The 16,572-nt window shown below is 54.5% G+C and carries 14 protein-coding genes; 5 read left to right on the plus strand and 9 right to left on the minus strand.

Annotated elements, in window-relative coordinates; translation table 11 throughout:
- Nucleotides 1–32: 32 nt before the first annotated feature.
- The 6 genes from MVK60_RS05225 to MVK60_RS05250 all read right to left on the minus strand — a co-directional run bounded on the left by MVK60_RS05225 (nt 33) and on the right by MVK60_RS05250 (nt 8,456).
- Nucleotides 33–2,039, minus strand: coding sequence for a CGP-CTERM sorting domain-containing protein (locus tag MVK60_RS05225; RefSeq protein ID WP_297437166.1), 2,007 nt, complete (start codon nt 2,037–2,039; stop codon nt 33–35).
- Between the two features lie 33 nt (nt 2,040–2,072).
- Nucleotides 2,073–2,663: a DUF447 domain-containing protein gene (locus MVK60_RS05230; RefSeq protein ID WP_297437168.1), complete on the minus strand. Its 591-nt coding sequence runs from the start codon at nt 2,661–2,663 to the stop codon at nt 2,073–2,075.
- A 30-nt stretch (nt 2,664–2,693) separates the two neighbouring features.
- The gene (locus MVK60_RS05235; protein ID WP_297437170.1) at nt 2,694–3,758 is read right to left on the minus strand and encodes an ABC transporter ATP-binding protein; all 1,065 of its coding nucleotides are present in this window, start codon (nt 3,756–3,758) and stop codon (nt 2,694–2,696) included.
- Nucleotides 3,759–3,768: 10 nt separating this feature from the next.
- Nucleotides 3,769–5,616: an iron ABC transporter permease gene (locus tag MVK60_RS05240; RefSeq protein ID WP_297437232.1), complete on the minus strand. Its 1,848-nt coding sequence runs from the start codon at nt 5,614–5,616 to the stop codon at nt 3,769–3,771.
- A gap of 202 nt (nt 5,617–5,818) precedes the next feature.
- Nucleotides 5,819–7,291: an ABC transporter substrate-binding protein gene (locus tag MVK60_RS05245; protein ID WP_297437172.1), complete on the minus strand. Its 1,473-nt coding sequence runs from the start codon at nt 7,289–7,291 to the stop codon at nt 5,819–5,821.
- A 76-nt stretch (nt 7,292–7,367) separates the two neighbouring features.
- Nucleotides 7,368–8,456, minus strand: a complete 1,089-nt coding sequence (locus MVK60_RS05250) for a CGP-CTERM sorting domain-containing protein (protein WP_297437174.1) — start codon at nt 8,454–8,456, stop codon at nt 7,368–7,370.
- 123 nt (nt 8,457–8,579) lie between these two features.
- Here MVK60_RS05250 and MVK60_RS05255 point away from each other — a divergent pair, with 123 nt between their 5' ends.
- From MVK60_RS05255 to MVK60_RS05265, 3 genes are read left to right on the plus strand one after another with little or no spacing between them, the layout of a single operon-like run.
- A complete protein-coding gene (locus MVK60_RS05255) occupies nt 8,580–9,707 on the plus strand; it encodes a tyrosine--tRNA ligase (RefSeq protein ID WP_297437234.1) in 1,128 nt (375 codons plus the stop codon).
- A gap of 30 nt (nt 9,708–9,737) precedes the next feature.
- Complete coding sequence (locus MVK60_RS05260) at nt 9,738–10,202, plus strand: Lrp/AsnC family transcriptional regulator (RefSeq protein ID WP_297437236.1); 465 nt, start codon at nt 9,738–9,740, stop codon at nt 10,200–10,202.
- Between the two features lie 5 nt (nt 10,203–10,207).
- Complete coding sequence (locus MVK60_RS05265; protein ID WP_297437176.1) at nt 10,208–12,790, plus strand: DEAD/DEAH box helicase; 2,583 nt, start codon at nt 10,208–10,210, stop codon at nt 12,788–12,790.
- A gap of 37 nt (nt 12,791–12,827) precedes the next feature.
- Here MVK60_RS05265 and MVK60_RS05270 read toward each other — a convergent pair whose 3' ends face one another.
- The gene (locus MVK60_RS05270) at nt 12,828–13,622 is read right to left on the minus strand and encodes a DUF63 family protein (protein ID WP_297437238.1); all 795 of its coding nucleotides are present in this window, start codon (nt 13,620–13,622) and stop codon (nt 12,828–12,830) included.
- 64 nt (nt 13,623–13,686) lie between these two features.
- Between MVK60_RS05270 and MVK60_RS05275 the strand changes: the two genes are divergently transcribed.
- Complete coding sequence (locus MVK60_RS05275) at nt 13,687–14,355, plus strand: hypothetical protein (RefSeq protein WP_297437178.1); 669 nt, start codon at nt 13,687–13,689, stop codon at nt 14,353–14,355.
- Here MVK60_RS05275 and MVK60_RS05280 read toward each other — a convergent pair.
- Nucleotides 14,342–15,103 carry an energy-coupling factor transporter transmembrane protein EcfT gene (locus MVK60_RS05280; protein WP_297437182.1) on the minus strand — a complete coding sequence of 254 codons (762 nt, stop codon included), beginning with the start codon at nt 15,101–15,103 and terminating at the stop codon, nt 14,342–14,344. The two genes, MVK60_RS05275 and MVK60_RS05280, sit on opposite strands and share 14 nt — an antisense overlap.
- Entirely contained in the window at nt 15,100–15,891 is a 792-nt protein-coding gene (locus MVK60_RS05285; protein WP_297437184.1) for an energy-coupling factor ABC transporter ATP-binding protein, read from the minus strand. The genes MVK60_RS05280 and MVK60_RS05285 overlap by 4 nt, the downstream gene beginning before the upstream one ends.
- Before the next feature lie 160 nt (nt 15,892–16,051).
- On the opposite strand from MVK60_RS05285, the gene MVK60_RS05290 reads away from it, so the two are divergent.
- Nucleotides 16,052–16,570: a biotin transporter BioY gene (locus tag MVK60_RS05290; protein ID WP_297437186.1), complete on the plus strand. Its 519-nt coding sequence runs from the start codon at nt 16,052–16,054 to the stop codon at nt 16,568–16,570.
- The last annotated feature ends 2 nt before the right edge of the window (nt 16,571–16,572 follow it).

Here is a 16,572-nt window from a genome sequence, read left to right on the forward strand (position 1 = left end):
ACCTTCCCTAAAGGGAAAGAAAAGAAGAGGGCTCACTTCCTCCTTCTCATGAGCAGAGGAAGTATGGCCAGTGCTATGATGGCGGCTGGTCCGCATACGCTCTTACCGGAGCTGCTGGATGTTGTTGGGCTTGGGCTCGATGTTGAGGTCGGGTTTTTAATGCTTACTTCCTTTGTCACGACGGCCTTGTTGCCGTAGAAATCAACCGCCACCAGTTTGATCGTGTAGGTGCCTTGGTCAAGGGGTGGAAGCTCCACGGTGTAGAACGTGTTGTCAGGCTTTCCGCTTCCCACCTCGGCCGGGAACTTGTCCACCTTTCCGTATTTTATCGGGTTCCCGTTCTTGTCGAGGACCTGTGCGTAGAGGTCACGTATTCCGAGGTTGTCCTGGGCCGTGAAGTAGATCATGGAGGTCTTTCCAGGCTTGGGATGACTTGGCTGGAGGTAAGCTATCTGAAGGACGGGCTTCTCTGTATCGGTGCCCTTGGTGATAACTATCTGGGAGACCCCGGTCGGAACCGTTGCGTTCACCATCAGGTAATCGTTGTTGCCTATCTGTCTCTCACCGAGTACGGTGTAGGTGATGTTGGTGTGTTTTGGATCGATCTTCGCCCCGGCCGGTATCGTGAATGTTATGGGTCCGCTTACGCTGTGGTTGAGCTCGTTGATGAATTTGACCGCGGTTCCAAAATCGGTGTTGTGGCGGAACACCATGAACTCCTGCGGAACGGGAACGCTTATGAAGTCGCTCCTGACCTTGTTTCCCTGTATATCAACGGGAGTCAAGGGCATCTCAACGCTGCCGTTCTCCCCCACGAGGAGGAAGTTGGTTCCGTACCAGGTAGGGCTGTGTTTGGGGTTGCTGGCGGGGTTAGTCTCCTTATCGGGGGCTCCTGTTGACGTCAGCGTGAGGAAGTAGTGGACGTGACCCTCCTTGTCAACGTACCTCCAGTACATATCGTGGTGTATGTGGCCGCTCATGGTCAGGGGGATGTTGTACTTGACCACATCTTCAAGGAAGCGCCGCGCGACCGTGAGGTTTCCCTTCCAGTAGTTTCCAACGTAGTTTTCGAGCTCTTTCCAGTCGTTGTCGTTGCTCGGGTCGAGACCGGTTATCACGCCACCGAGGTAGTTCCAGCGCGGGGCGAAGAAGTAGGGGTGGTGGTATAGGATTATTGGGGTGTATCCGGGGTGGTTCTTGAGGACCCCCTCCATCCACGTTATCTCATCCATCGTTGGCCAGCCGCGGTCTCCACCGGTGTCGAGACCTATTATGAGAAACTTCCCGATCGTCACGTAGAACATCGGGTTTGCGATTATCTGCTTGTATATCGTTGGAGGATCATCGTGATTTCCCTTGATGCTGATGTGGGTCTGGCCGTCCGCGGCGGCTTTTTCCATGATGTTGTATATGATGTTGTATCCGACGAGGTCGTTACTGCTGTCAACGTCATCACCGGTGTTTATTATCAGGTCGACCCCCTTCATGGCCCAGTACGTGTAGGCGCTGTCCGTGGCAACAACGCTGTGAAGGGGAATCGGGTTGGAACACATCTTCTCAAGCTGGTAGACGTCGCGCTGGAAGTACGGACCGCAGACGAAACCGATCTTGGCACTGCTCGTGACGTGGGTATCGCTGACCCATGCCACCCTCAGAACCTTGGGCCACTGTTTGTACACTCTCAAACCGTTTGGTAGGACCAGTGTGCCTTTGTTGGTCTTTATCAGGAGGAAGTACTCATCCGGAACCACGTTCTCTGGAACCTTAACGGTCACGATGTTTCCGCTGGTTCCCGTTATTTCAAGGTTGTACGGACCGTGGAGAACTGAAACCGCTTGAACCCCCTCAACGCTCACCCCCTCCTTGACATGGAGTGAGAAGCTGCCCCCAGGCAGGGCAAATGCGGGCACCGCAGGGGCGGGCTGCTGGAGGTAATGGCTGTAGGTGGTGTCGTACTGAGCCGCGCTTGCTGGTACTGCTCCGAGAAGGGCAATAACCCCCATTAAAATGGCAAGACTTGCGATTAACCGCTTGACCATGGTATCACCAAATAATATGGAAAGATGGGGCGGTTAAAAGTTTTCCCGTTGCCCATCAATACGGGGGTTTTCTGAGTTTTTCATTATGTACTCGGCAACCTCCGAGTGTCCCCCGAGTTTCCTGTACTCCCCATACAGCAGTTTTATTTTCTTGGAGAGATCTGGGTCTCTGGAAACAGTAAATCTTGTGAAATGAACCGCCATCTCCAGGAGCATGAAATCCGCCCTGCTCAACGGGAGCTGACGGAGTGAGCCCCCTATCCTACCGGAGGGAACGAACCTCCCCAAGAGCACCTCACTCTCACCGATCTCGTCCTTCCACACTGCCAGCTCGTAGTTCACATCTCCATAGCAACCGGGGAGGCCTGCTATCCACCTAAACCCACCGCCTCCCTCAAATTTGACGTCAATAGGCAGGTTGAGAGCCGCCTTCACGATAAGTTCAACGTCGTTCGTTATCTGTATTGACGCTCGTGGCTTCATCAGAAGGTCTCGGAAGCTCCTGCCCGGGAATAGTTTAAATCTGAGAACGTTGCCTTCTCTGACAACTCCGATTGGAGTGACGTTTGAGGTGGTCACCAGGAGAACCTCGTAAACCTTTCCCTCCTCCATCGAATTCAACATGCTATCACCAAGAAGAATAAGAGAGGGGGTTTAAAGTTGCTGCTTGGGGAGGACGATTATATCGTCCTTCTCTATGTAGAACGTGACGGGCTTTGTGGGTTTTAGGCCTTCCAACCCTCTGTCGCTTATGGTTCTCGCTATGAGCCTCGTCTCTCCGAAGAGACCGATCACTTCAACGAAGAAGCCGTAGTACTCCACGAGGTCGACGGTGCCTGTTAGGGAGACCCCATTCTCCACCTGGTTGAGCCTTATCCTCTCCGGCCTTATGACGAGAACCACGTCATCGCTGTTGTCGGTGTAGTGGAGGCCTTCCATGCGGAAGCTCTCGAACTCCACTGTGACGCGGTCACCGTTCCTCTCGACAACCTTGGCCGGAACTACGTTAGTTTTGCCCATGAACGAAGCGACGAACTCCGTTCTCGGGGTCTCGTAGATCTCCTTCGGCGTTCCGACCTGCTCGACGGTTCCGACGTTCATGACCGCGATCCTGTCGCTTATTGCCATGGCCTCCTCCTGGTCATGGGTGACGTAGATGACGGTGATGCCCAGTTCGCGCTGGATTCTCCTGATTTCCGAACGCATCTCAAGGCGGAGCTTTGCGTCGAGGTTGCTGAGTGGCTCGTCCAAGAGGAGAACCTTGGGTTCGACAACGAGGGCCCTGGCTATTGCGACACGCTGCTGCTGCCCACCGGAGAGCTGGGTCGGATAGCGGTTCTCGAAACCCTTGAGCTTGATCAGTTCAAGTGCCCACTCGACTTTCTTTCTTACCTCTTCCTTTGGCATCCCCTTCAGCTTGAGGCCGTAGGCGACGTTGTCGAAGACGGTCATGTGGGGCCAGAGCGCATAGTTCTGGAAGACAAGGACTGCTCCCTTCTGGTGTGATGGGAGGTACGTCACTTCTTCGTCCCCGAAGTATATCTTTCCGCTGTCCGGGTACTCCAGACCCGCTATTATCCTCAGTGTCGTTGACTTTCCACAGCCGCTGGGACCGAGCAGTGTGAAGAGCTCCCCGTGCTTTATGTCAAGGTCGATGCCCTTGAGGGCAACCGTCTCTCCGAAGGTTTTAACGATGTTTTGAAGCTTAACCTCAACCATCTCAACCACCTCATGTAAGGCCTATGAACGAGTACCTCTGTTTTGTTATCACGTTCGCAATGACTATGGCGAGTATCTGTACTAGCATGAGGAAGACACCCAGAGCCGCCGCGAGGCTGGCACTTCCGACGGCTCCCATGATGAGCTCCCTCATCTTGGCCGTTATCGGATACCACGTGGAGTTGATGGAACCAAGGGTGATGCCGACGCTTGTTTCGCTCATACAGTATACGAAGCTCAGCATGGCTCCTCCGAGCAGGTTCAGGAGTATCATAGGTATGAGGATGCTCGTGAGGGCCTTCCATCTCCCCGCTCCAAGGTTCACCGCTGCCTCTTCAAGGGAAACGTGTACCTGCTGGATCCCCGCGGAGATGGAGCGGGCTGCGAAGGGCAGGCGCCTTATGGAGTACGCTAGTATCAACGCCGCCCCCGGGAAGAAGGCGAGCAAGTTGGTTGGATCCAGTATCGTCCCCTTGAACGGCGGAACCGTGGAGAAGAAGAAGAAATAGCTCATGGCGATGACTATCCCCGGAACCGCTATGGGTATCGTTGCGAGGCTGTCGAGGACAGGTGCGAGTTTGGCCTTCTTGAACCTCCCGGCGGCGTATGATGCGGTGAGGGAGAGCAGTAGGATTATCGCTATGGCTACCGTTGAATATATAAGACTGTTCTCGATAACCCGGACTATGTCCGGTTGAGTCATGAGGGCCTTCATGTTGGCCAGGGTGAATCCCTCGGGCCACGTCCCGTACCACCTCCTGGAAAACGCCAAGAGAACGACACCGATCTGCGGGAAGATGGTGATTAGAAGGAGCGGTACAACCACCAGGTATATAATCGCCGCCTGCCATCCCTTTGGCTTTGCCACCCTTGGCTTCCATCTGCCGCCCTTGCTGAGCATGGCGTACTGCTTCATGCCGACGTACCAGCGTATTGTCAGGAACATTATGAGGGCAATCGTGAGCATGATGAGACTCAAAGCGGCCATCTGGGGATTCCCAATTGCAAACCCTGAAACGAACGAGCTGTATATCTGGAAGGACATGAGTTTTTTGGCTATGGCGGTTCCCTGGAATACTATGGGCGCGGCGAGGTCCTCAAGGCTGAATATTCCAACGAGGGTGGCACCAGCCGCGATTCCCGGGAGGGCCAGCGGAAACGTTACGGTTCTGAAAAGGTGGAACCCCCGGCTGCCCAGGTTCTCGGCCTGCTCCTCAAGGGAGGGGTCGATGTTTATGAAGCTGGCGTAGGCGTTGAGGTACACGATTGGGTAGTACGTTATTGACTGAGCTATGATGACACCCACGAGTCCGTCTATCCATATCGGGTGTGGGAACAGGTGAAGGTGCTGGTAGAATATCCAGTTTATTAGGCCGTTGGGGAGGAACATCTTCTTAACGACGACGACGTTGACGAACGGAGTCACGAGAAGCGGTACGAAGAGGAGTATCCTCATGATGTTCTTCCCGGGAAAATCGTACCTGGCCATCACAAAGGCAAATGTCACACCCAGTATCGTCGTCAGGAGCATGACCGTCAGGGACACTAGGATCGAGTTTATGACCACCCCAAAATCCCAGCCTGAGAGGTAATAAACCGTCTGGTTACCCTGCTGGATGGTCGTCACTAGGGAACCCTCGGGGTGCAACGGATTGAAGTAGTATGGTGACCCGAAGATGCTCTTGAACCAAAAGAGGGATATGTGTCCGTGGTAAAGGAAAGCCGTTAGGAGCATCACGAGCACTGGTATTATTAAAAACGCTATCAGGTAGATAAGCGGGAACAGGAAAGAGGATATAACGACAGCATCCGGCATTGGGGTTCCGAAAAACCTTTCAACCCACTTGTTGACCGCCATGATCTTGACCTCCTCTGGATTTTTCATGCATCACGCACATGCCTACGGTTTTTGATGACCTGAGTTTTAAAGGTTTCTGCAAAGCTCGTTTAAAAATTCAACCCCGACTCATCTCCCCGATGTACCCCGCGGGTCTAAACGCAGAGATGTCAAAAAACTGGGGTAAAGCACTGAAAATTGAAGGAAAAATGGAAACAATTCGTCAGCCGCTCATTGACTTGAGGTCGCTGAGGACCTTGTTGTACTTCTTCTGAGCAGCGGTCCTCCACTCCTGCATGATCTGGCTCTGGAAGCTGGCGTCTGTGGATATCTTGTCGTTTATCTTGGCCGCGTAGGCCTCTGTGAATGTAACGGTCTTCCCCGTGAGCGGGTCCTTGAACTGGATCGGTGCGGTAAGCTCGTTTTCAAGCTGTTTGAACTGGCTCTCGCTTATCTTTCCACCCTTGTAGGCCTTGACTATTGCAGTCCAGGCCTGGTGGAGCGGCCCGTTAACGTCTATGAGTGTTGCTTTGAAGTAATACTGGAGAGAGTTGACGGTTTTAAGGGCTTCGTTGTCGTTGAAGGGTATCCCCTTGCTGGTGAGGGCTATCTGGTAAGCCTTGAGGAGGGCGGGTCTGGCCTGTCCGTAGGTCTTGCCCGCGAACTTGCCGTTGAAGAGAACCTTGGAGTACTCCTGGGTTATGGTCTGGTTAAAGATACCGCCCCATATCGGGAGCCTGTTGATGTCCGGACTCATCCAGACGGCCTGACCCTGGGTGAGGACCCAGTAGATGAAGGCCTGCGCGGCCTCTGGATGCTTGCTGTACTTGAGAAGCGCAATCGGGTCACCGTTGATGATGCTCTCACCCTGCGGGATGACGTAAACACAGTTCGGGTTCTGCTTCATAGCGGTGTAACCATAGAAGTCGATGGTGTTTCCGGCGGCAATCTCACCGTTGATGACGGCGTCCCTGACGGCATCACTCGCCTCATATATCTTGGAGTTGGCGGCGATGAGGGTCATCACACGCCAGCCCTGGTCCCATCCGAAGGCCTGAAGTATGATCTGGTATATCCTGGTGTTTGAGGTACTTCTGGTTGGGTCGGCGATTCCGTACTGCGGCGGGTTAACCGCCCAATCGGGGGTCGCGAGATCTTCCCATTTGTTGGGGAATGGAAGGTTCCACTTCTGGAGTTCTTTCTTGTTGACGGTAAAACCGAAGGACGACAGGGCCGCCGCGATCCAGTAGACCTTGGTGCCGTTCTTTCTGATCATCGGCATGCCCGCGAGGCTCTCGGGTATCTTGGTCCCGATGAGGCTGAGAACCTTCTGGTTGGTTATGGGGACTAGGTACCCCATCTTGTACATGTCATCGAACAGCGTTGGACCTCCGCCCCAGCCGACGTCGGCACCCTGCTTGATGTACTGCGGCCACAGTGCCTCAGGAACGCCTATAAACTTGAGGCCGGTTATGTGGTACTCCTTGGCTATCTCGCTCTTCAGGAAAGTCTGCTTGACCTTGTACTGGATGGTTGCGTCGTGTCTGGTCACAATAACCAGTGTTATGCCGTTGGAGCTCTGGGTGGCGGTGCCGCTTGAGCCGCTACTTGAGCTGCTTCCACTGATGCAGCCGCTGGCTACTACGCTCAATCCCAACACCAGAACGAAAAACAGGGCCATGAACTTCCTCTTCATGTGAATCCCTCCTGGGAAGTTAGGAAGGTTCTTTAAAAAATGCTGTGGTTCAACTATAAAAATAAAGGAAAGGTCGTCACTTCTTCCTCCTCAGCAGGAGTGGAAGTACCGCCAGTCCAACTATCAGAGCCGGACCGCAGATTCCTCCACCGGAGGTCCCCTCCTTCTTGGTCATCTCAAGGCTCCACTCAAAGACGTTGGTTATGACGGTCGGACCGTCGAGGTTGACACCGTAGTACTGGCTGGCCCACATGGGCTCGTAGCCGCCGATCGGGGTCTCACCGCTGACGATGATAACATCGGGGTTCTTTCCACTGAGCTTGACTATCTGGGCGGCTATGATCGGGAACTCGCCTGTCTGGCCGGCCTGGTAGGCGTTTCCAGCGGGGGCGTTGTTCTCTGTGATATCCGAACTGGCGTTGCTATGGACTATAACGTAGGTATCGGCTGGCTTAACGTTGGTGTTGAGTGGGTGCCAGTTTCCGCTCCCGTCCTTGCCGTCAATCCAAGCGACGACGCCAGGACCGTGGGCGAGGATCCTTCCACCGTACTTGAGGTTCTGGGTGAGAATGCTCCTCTTCGGTGTGTCCTTCCATGGGTCGTCAAAGGCGACGACACGGTAGGACTTCCCACCCGCGTTGCTGACGGCGTCCTCAACGGAGGTGAGGTCAACGCGCAGGTTGGTTATGTTTAGCTGGTCGAGGAGGCTGTCGACGAACTGCTGGGTCTTGGCACCGTTTCCGTAGTCGCTGTCACCGGCTATCCAGAGGACGTGGCCACCCTCCTGAAGCCACTGTTTTATGGCCTTTATCTCCGAAGGAAGGAACGGGCTCGTGGGCTGGCCGAGAACGAGTATCGAAACGTTGTTGTTCTTGAGGGCGTCGTAGGTTATCTGTCCCCCGAGGTCCTTGATTCCAAGCTCGTCCTCATATTTGGTGTCGCCGAAGTAGACGAAGGTGTACTGGGTCAGGGTCTCGACCATTCCAGCCGTCAGGGTTTTGTTCTTGTAGGTCACAGGCAGGAGACCCTTGGGGTTCTCCCCATGTATGAGATCAACCGCTATCACTGGCTTTCCGGTTGTTGCAGCGCTGGCCATTGGTGTGGCAAAGACACCAAAAAGAGACAGCAGCACGAGGGCCGCCATTAGTATAGCAACCTTCTTCATGGTATCACCTGCCTATGTAACGCTTTAGAAGTTATAAATCTTATGAATCCTAACTTTAACAAGCCAGAAAAACTTCCGCAAAGTCCTTAAAGGCTTGCACCGTTTTGCCCTCAGGTGGTGAGCATGGATATTGAGAGAAGGATAGAGCTCATTAAGAGAAGGCCCACGGAGGAGCTTCTGACGGAGGAGAACCTCAGGCACCTGCTTGAAGTCGGCGTTCCAATGCAGCACTACATCGGGTTCGAGATAAGCGGTTACATTCACCTCGGAACCGGGCTTATGGCTGGAGCGAAGATAGCCGACCTCCAGAAGGCTGGAATCAAGACGAGGATATTCTTAGCGGACTGGCACAGCTGGATAAACGACAAGCTCGGTGGAGACCTCAAGGTCATTCAGAAGGTCGCGCTGAGTTACTTCAAGGAGGGCATGAAGCAGAGCATAAAGGTCATGGGCGGCGACCCGGAGAAGGTCGAGTTCGTTCTCGCGAGCGAGATACTGGAGAAAGGCGACTACTGGCAGACGGTCATAGACATATCCAAGAACGTTACCCTCGCGAGGATGATGCGCTCGATAACGATAATGGGTCGCCAGATGGGAGAGGGGATAGACTTCGCCAAGCTTATCTACCCGGCGATGCAGGTGGCTGACATCTTCTACCAGGGCGTCACGATAGCCCACGCCGGAATGGATCAGAGGAAGGCCCACGTCATAGCGATTGAAGTCGCTCAAAAGCTGAAATATCATCCCCTTGAGTGGAAGGGGGAGAAGCTCAAGCCTGTGGCTTTACACCACCACCTCCTGCTCGGCCTTCAGGAACCGCCGGTCTGGCCGATAGAGGACGAGGAAAAGTTCAAGGAGCTGAAGACCCAGATGAAGATGAGCAAGAGCAAGCCTTACTCGGCGGTCTTCATCCACGACACGCCGGAGGAGATAAGGCAAAAACTCAGGAAGGCCTTCTGTCCGGTCAGGGAGGTCAGGTACAACCCCGTCCTCGACTGGGCGGAGTACATAATCTTCCGGGAAGAACCAGTCGAGTTCACAATCCACAGGCCGACCAAGTTCGGCGGCGACGTTACCTACACGACCATTGAGGAGCTCAAGAGGGACTTCGCCGAGGGCAAGCTCCACCCGCTCGACCTCAAGAACGCGGTGGCAGAATATCTCATTGAGCTCCTCAAGCCCGTCAGGGACTACTTCGAGAAGAACCCGGAGCCCCTTGAGCTGATGCGGGAGATAAAGATCACCCGCTGATTTTTCCTTCCCTTTTAGCTGGTGGAGCCGATGCCGGGGATAGACGAGAAGGATAGGGAGATACTCAGAATCCTCCGGAAGGAGGGCAGGATAACCCTCACAGAGCTCGGGAAGAGGGTTAGCCTGTCCCCGGCGAGCGTGAAGAACAGGGTAGAAAAGCTGGAGAAGCTCGGGGCAATTAGGGGCTACTCAGCCATCGTTGACCCGGCTTTTCTGAATGAATTTATTCAGGCCCTCTTTGAAGTCCGTTTATCCGTCGATGATAGGAGCGTCGATGGGATCCTCAGGAGGATTGCTTCCTTGGACAATGTCTGCGGGGTCTACCGCAGGACCGGAGAGAATCAGGTTTTGATAAAGGCCCATTTTAGGGACATCACAGGGGTGAAGGAGTTCGCGGGCCTTTTAAAAAGGAGGTACTTTGGAAAGAACCTTGAGAGGGTCGAGGTAACGATAATCCTGGATTCATTTAAGGACAACTGGGTTAAGCTCTGGTGATTCTGATGCTCTTCGTTGTGAGGCCCGGCAGGAAGAAGAAAGAGCTTGAGGCGTTCTTCATCGAGAATGAACCTGAAAAGCTCACCGCGATGAAGAACCTGAAGGCCGATGCGATATATCGCTTCATAATGCATGAGGGAAGGCTCTTTAAGGTCCTTGAGGGGAGCAGCTACCGAAACCCAAAGGAGATGGAGAAGCTCCTCCGCGGGGCGAGACTCGTTCTGGTGAACGCGGACGAGTGGGAGGACTACTTTAAGCGCAGGCTCCAAAACAAGCGCGTTGAGAAGGCCGAGCTCTGCCGTCTCTGCCTCCTCGACGGCAGGATAACCGTCCTCACCGGGGGCAACCGCATTAAATATCACGGCGAGTACATCTGCGAGCGCTGTGCCGAGGACGAACTGAAGAGGGAACTCCGCTTCAGGTTCAAGAGCGTTGCCATGTTCGACCAGGCGAAGAAGCTCCTTGACCGGTTCAGGGACCTCGATAAGGTTCTTTACGCCTTTGACCCGCGCTTCGACCCGACGAGGCACCCGGAGATAACCAAGTGGGACGAGCTGAAGGCCAAGCATCTCAGGGTAGAGAAGGTAAAGGTTGACGAGCTCCCGCTTCCCGGGAAGTTTAAATTCGTTCTCAAAGCTGAAGGCGTTAACGAACTTCTCCCGGTCCAGAGTTTGGCTGTAAAGAACGGCCTCCTTGAGGGCGAGAGTCTCCTTGTGGTTTCAGCCACTGCGAGCGGTAAGACCCTCATCGGTGAGCTGGCGGGAGTTCCAAAGGCTATGAAAGGAAAAAAGCTCCTCTTCCTCGTCCCCCTCGTTGCCTTGGCGAACCAGAAGTACGAGGACTTCAAGCGGCGCTATTCTAAACTCGGCCTCCGCGTGGCGATAAGAGTTGGCATGAGCCGCATAAAGACCCGGGACGAGCTGGTTGTGGTTGATACTGGGATAGATGCGGACATAATCGTTGGAACCTACGAGGGAATAGACTACCTCCTCCGCGCCGGCAGGAAGATAGGAAACGTTGGAACCATAGTTATAGATGAGATACACACCCTGGACGACGAGGAGCGCGGGCCGAGGCTGGACGGTTTAATAGCTCGCTTAAGGAGGCTTTACCCAGATGCCCAGTTCATAGGCCTGAGCGCCACCGTCGGGAACCCCGACGAGCTGGCCAGAGAACTCGGGTTGAAGCTTGTCCTGTACGACGAGAGGCCGGTGGATCTGGAGAGGCACATAATCATAGCGAGGAACGAGAGCGAGAAGTGGCGCCACATAGCGGTTCTCTGTAAAGCCGAGGCGATGAGGAAATCCCCGCAGGGCTACAGGGGGCAGACGATAGTCTTCACCTTCTCGCGCAAGAGGACGCACGAGTTAGCCGCCTACCTCACGAGCAAAGGCCTTAAAGCCAAGCCCTACCACTCCGGCCTGCCCTACAAGCAGAGGAAGCTCACCGAGATGGAGTTCTTAGCGCAGAGGTTGGACGTTGTCGTTACCACAGCGGCTTTGGGGGCTGGCGTTGACTTCCCAGCCTCCCAGGTAATCTTCGAGAGCCTCGCGATGGGCAACAAGTGGCTCACCGTCAGGGAGTTCCACCAGATGCTCGGAAGGGCGGGAAGGCCCCTCTACCACGAGAAGGGCAGGGTCTACCTCATCGTCGAGCCAGGGAGGAAGTATTCCGCCCAGATGGAAGGCAGCGAGGATGAGGTTGCATTCAAGCTCCTTACCGCACCGATTGAGCCCGTCATCGTCGAGTGGAGCGACGAGCTGGAGCAGGACAACGTTCTGGCCCACTCCTGCGTCTTCAACCGCCTCGACGTCATCGAGGATGTCCAGTCCAGATGCCTCGGTGCCAACCAGAGCGCGGAAAAGGTTCTCGAAAAGCTTGGGGAGTTCGGCTTCGTCCGGCTCAGGGGCTCTTTAGTTGAGGTCACGCCCTACGGGCGAGCGGTCAGCATGAGCTTCCTCCTGCCCAAGGAGGCGGCGTTCATAAGGGACAACCTCGGAAAGAAGCCGGCCCGGTGGATAGCAGTCAAGCTCCTGCCCTTCGAGAACCTCTACCTTAGCGGAACCCTCCAGAGGGAGCTTGAGGGCGCAGTTAGGGGAAGGCTGAGTGCAAACGTCTTCTCGCCGAGCTTTGCCTCAATACTCGATGAACTGGATAAAGTGATTCCCGAGCTCAGTCCGAACGCCGCCGAGAAGCTCTTCACTATTTACCAGGAGTTCTTCATGTGTCCCGAGGAGGACTGCACCGACTACGCGATGGAGCGCGTGAGCGATATGATAATCGAGCTGAGGAGAAACGGCAAACACCCGACCCAGATAGCTGAGCACTTCAGGAAGGTCTACGGGCTGATAGTCTATCCCGGGGATGTCTTCACGTGGCTTGACGGCATCGTGAGGAAGCTCGAGGCGATAGAGAGGATAGCTAGGGTCTTCCGCGTGAGGAACGCCGAGGAGGAGGCCAAGCCCCTTAGAAGGGAAATTGAGGAGGGCAGGATGATACGCCGGGATTACGGGGACAAGAGGGGGTATCAAAGGCCTGCAAGCCATAGAGACCAAAGAAAAAGGGGAACACAGGACCAGGCCCAGTGAAGGGCGGAAGGAAGAGGAAAAAGGAACGGCTGAATGCTCAGCCTCCTATCTGCATCACCATTTGCGCCGGATCCCTTACCGCGGGTCCCAGTCCAAGGATATATATGGCCAGGTACCAGTACTTTCTCTCTTCCTCATCTGGCACGAGGTACCTGAGACCGTAGTAAACCGCTATCAGTATCACCGTTATCCAGGGGTAGTAGACGTAGGCTCCGAACCAGTCCACCAGGTGGTGCTCTATCCAGTGAACCTCGTAGTAACCGTAGAAGTGGATGGCAACCACGGTTGACCCCATGTCGTAGAGATGTGCCAGTACGGGATAGAGGTACATCCGGTCAAAGGGCCTCCATCTATAGAACGCCAGAACGAGGGCCCAGCTGATGAATGTGTGCAGGAGCGTTAGCCCGTAGGGTTCCCAGCTCTTTGCGTGGGTGAAGAGAAGGTAGTTCGCCCATAGCGCAAGGAGGGTGCCCCACCCAACGGTGACCTTTGGGTACATCTTCGTCTTCGCGTCTATCACGAGCGCGGGCACTATGAGAATGAACGCGGTGAAGAAGATTCCCGGCGTCAGAATCCACGGGTTCTCCGGCAGGACACCGCCGTCCACAAGTGCCCTCACCGTGGCGCCGAAGACGACCATGGGCGTGACGGCCCAGAACAACCTCTCATCAACCTTTATCTTGAGGGGTTTTATTATATACCTGTATGAGTATATGACACCGAGTCCAAATAGGAACGCGTACAAAAACGTGTTAACGGCGTTGTATCCGCTGCGGGTATACATGGGTGTTATGAAGTACTGATTGAGGAAGTTCCACAAGGATTCGAGCATTCCCATCCCCCCATTAACTCGGCCGCCCCCTTTAAAAGTTCTCCCCTCGAAATCTATAAAAGGAATGGACGACTATATCCCAGCGATTAAGATGCCGGTATTCATAAAGCCATCCGATATTCAATTGAGGGAGGTCAAACCGTTCGACGCGTTTCCCCTGGGATTTTCCGAAGGCAGTTTATCGGCCCTTCTTTTTGGAGATGAGCTTTCAAAGGCCCTCTTCATGCGGGGCATCATTTCCTCGGTCCCCTCCGAGACGGGGATATATAACATCGGACCGGCCGGGTTGATTCCCCCGAAGGGTCCCTTGGGTGGCACCGAGAACCTATACCTTGGCAGGGTGTACTCCCTCGATGAACTGGTCTCGGCACTGGGCCTCGTTGAGGAGGCCTCTATCGTCGTTGTTAGTGGATTTTCGGCCCTGCTTAACAGGAACGTGGAGGGGCTTGTTGAGACGCGGCGTATCGCCGATGAGAGAGGCCTGACCCTGATCCTCACACACGAAACAATGGAGATGAACGAACTCAACCTTCCCGCGGAGTTCACCGAGCACTTCCTGCTCCCAGGGCTGTTCGATTCCCTCATCGTTCTAAGAACGAACTCATACCGCGGCCACTACCGCCTGAACATAACCATCCTGAAGGCGCCACTGGACGCCGTATCCGCCCTAGGTGACCACTCCATCCCCGCGGACTCCCTGGTCAAGCCCCTTCTGAAACTCATCCGTGAATGATGATGTGCCCCATCCCAAGGCCGTAACGGATGTACAACGCCGCTGCTAGAAGGAGTAGAACGGTCGCCATCGCCGCGTAATCACGACGTTCCATCCGTATGTCATGGAGGAACGTTCTCTTTTTGCTCGCGCCAAGTGCCCTGCTCTCAAGGGCTATGCTGAGTTCGTGGGCTGTTTTTAGGGATGAGATAAGGAGGGGAATGAGAACAACCGTCGTTTTTCGGATCCTCGTTATCATGTTCCCCTTTTCCATCTCCCACCCCCTGCTCTTCTGTGCGTCCATGATGTTGGTTGCCAGGAGATACAGCGTTGGAATGTAGCGTAGGGCTATGCTTACTGTCAGACCGAACTCGTAGGGCAGGCCTAACCTAACAAAGCCGAGGATCAGGTCCCTCTGCTGGGTCGTCATCAGCAGGAGAAAAGTAACGAGGGCGAACGTGAGGAGTCGAAAGCCGAAGGAGATCCCAAACAGAAGTCCCCTCAGCCGCGGGGTGTAGATTATGGGCCACAGGATCACGGTGATCATGGAAATTGGGAAGATGGGTTTCAGGAGCTTCAGCTGCTCCTTTATCCCTGTTCTTCCCAGGAACCTTCCTCCGAACAGGATGAGGAAGAACAGTCCCATCAGCACCGCAGGATCGTTAAAGAGCAGCATGGCAGCTATTCCTGCGCCACTCCCCACTATCTTGACGCGTGGGTCGAGTCTGTGAAGGAGTGAATCTCGCTCTACATAAAATGAGTACATCATCCCCCATCGCCCCGAATGGCGTCTATGAGTTCGTGGGAGTCCCTCACAAATCCAACGCCCAGTCCCTCGCTTATCCTCAGCAGCTCCGGTTTGACAAGGGCGTATCCCTTGAGTTCCATCTTGAAAAATTCCTCAACGGGACCGTCGAAGATCTTCTCACCCTCAAAAAGCAACACAACTCTGGACGCCACCTCCAGAACCAGCTCCATGTCGTGGGTGATGAGGAGGATCCCGTGTCCTTCCGAGTGGAGCCTTTCGATGACCTCAACAACGCTCCTCGTGCTTTTAGCGTCCAGTCCCGTAGTCGGTTCGTCGAGGATTATATAGCGTGGTCTCATGGCCAGAATGCACGCTATGGCCAGCCGTTGCTTCTCTCCCCCGCTGAGCGAGTAAGGTGTCCTCTCCTCGTAGCCTTCAAGATTGACTGCCTTAAGCGCCCACTCAACACGTCCATCTATCTCCTCTTCACCTAACCCAAGGTTTCTTGGACCAAAGGAGACTTCCTTATAAACCGTCTCCTCAAAGAACATGTTCTCAGGGTTTTGAAAGACGTAGCCAACCTTCCTTGAAATTTCGGCGACGGTGCTTTCTCGCGTATCCAGACCATCAACCGTTACCCTGCCACGGTTCGGTTTAAGCAAGCCGTTCAGGTGTTTGGCAAGAGTCGTCTTTCCAGAGCCGTTGGGGCCAACTAGGGCAACGATTTCGTTTTCCATAGTGAAGTTTATTCCCTTCAGGGCAATCCTTCCGTTTTCGTATATATGCCAGATATTCTCTGCCCTCAGCATCACCTACCAGTCACCGTCAGCAGCTTAAAAAAGTTCCCACCAGGGTCATTGGCGTGAAAATGATGCCAGTCCTAGCTTTGGTTTTTTCACGGGCCACATGGGTCGGCTCCCCAACCGGAACCGTTTTAAACATCGGGATGTTCCCCGTCCCGGTGATGGGATGGACTCCCGAGAGGTTGCATACGCCGCCCTCTTCATTGCCCTGACTGCGGTCGGTGCGTGGATAGAGATTCCCATCGGTCCCGTTCCTGTGACTCTGCAGGTTTTGATGGTTCTGTTGGCCGGTTTGCTTCTCGGGGCACGGCTCGGTTTTGTGACCGTTCTGCTCTATGTCCTGGCGGGGGCGGTTGGCTTTCCTGTGTTCAGCGGTTTTTCGGGCGGTTTTGCCCACCTTTACGGCCCGAGCGGGGGCTACATAATCGCTTTTCCCCCTGCCGCGTACGTTGCCGGCCTGTTCGCCGAACGCTGGGAGGATGTTAGAGGATATCTGCTCGGCTCCCTTCTGGCTGTAGGCCTGATATATCTTCTGGGATGGCTTCGCCTTGGTTTTTTCATGGCGGGGGACTTCAGAAGGGCGTTCGAGCTTGGCGTGTTACCCTTTGTGCCGTTCGATATCCTAAAGGCTATTGTGGCCGTGGGAGTTGCAAGGCGGGTGAGAAAAATGGTGGAATTGATGTGATG

It is taken from the genome of Thermococcus sp. (assembly GCF_026988555.1).
In the GTDB taxonomy this organism is placed as follows: Archaea; Methanobacteriota_B; Thermococci; order Thermococcales; family Thermococcaceae; genus Thermococcus.

Bases quoted from the DNA above. Each gene is read 5' to 3' on its own strand.
- MVK60_RS05225 (WP_297437166.1), bottom strand. From the start codon at position 2,039: ATGGTCAAGCGGTTAATCGCAAGTCTTGCCATTTTAATGGGGGTTATT.
- MVK60_RS05230 (WP_297437168.1), bottom strand. From the start codon at position 2,663: ATGTTGAATTCGATGGAGGAGGGAAAGGTTTACGAGGTTCTCCTGGTG.
- MVK60_RS05235 (WP_297437170.1), bottom strand. From the start codon at position 3,758: ATGGTTGAGGTTAAGCTTCAAAACATCGTTAAAACCTTCGGAGAGACG.
- MVK60_RS05240 (WP_297437232.1), bottom strand. From the start codon at position 5,616: ATGGCGGTCAACAAGTGGGTTGAAAGGTTTTTCGGAACCCCAATGCCG.
- MVK60_RS05245 (WP_297437172.1), bottom strand. From the start codon at position 7,291: ATGAAGAGGAAGTTCATGGCCCTGTTTTTCGTTCTGGTGTTGGGATTG.
- MVK60_RS05250 (WP_297437174.1), bottom strand. From the start codon at position 8,456: ATGAAGAAGGTTGCTATACTAATGGCGGCCCTCGTGCTGCTGTCTCTT.
- MVK60_RS05255 (WP_297437234.1), top strand. From the start codon at position 8,580: ATGGATATTGAGAGAAGGATAGAGCTCATTAAGAGAAGGCCCACGGAG.
- MVK60_RS05260 (WP_297437236.1), top strand. From the start codon at position 9,738: ATGCCGGGGATAGACGAGAAGGATAGGGAGATACTCAGAATCCTCCGG.
- MVK60_RS05265 (WP_297437176.1), top strand. From the start codon at position 10,208: ATGCTCTTCGTTGTGAGGCCCGGCAGGAAGAAGAAAGAGCTTGAGGCG.
- MVK60_RS05270 (WP_297437238.1), bottom strand. From the start codon at position 13,622: ATGCTCGAATCCTTGTGGAACTTCCTCAATCAGTACTTCATAACACCC.
- MVK60_RS05275 (WP_297437178.1), top strand. From the start codon at position 13,687: ATGGACGACTATATCCCAGCGATTAAGATGCCGGTATTCATAAAGCCA.
- MVK60_RS05280 (WP_297437182.1), bottom strand. From the start codon at position 15,103: ATGATGTACTCATTTTATGTAGAGCGAGATTCACTCCTTCACAGACTC.
- MVK60_RS05285 (WP_297437184.1), bottom strand. From the start codon at position 15,891: ATGCTGAGGGCAGAGAATATCTGGCATATATACGAAAACGGAAGGATT.
- MVK60_RS05290 (WP_297437186.1), top strand. From the start codon at position 16,052: ATGGACTCCCGAGAGGTTGCATACGCCGCCCTCTTCATTGCCCTGACT.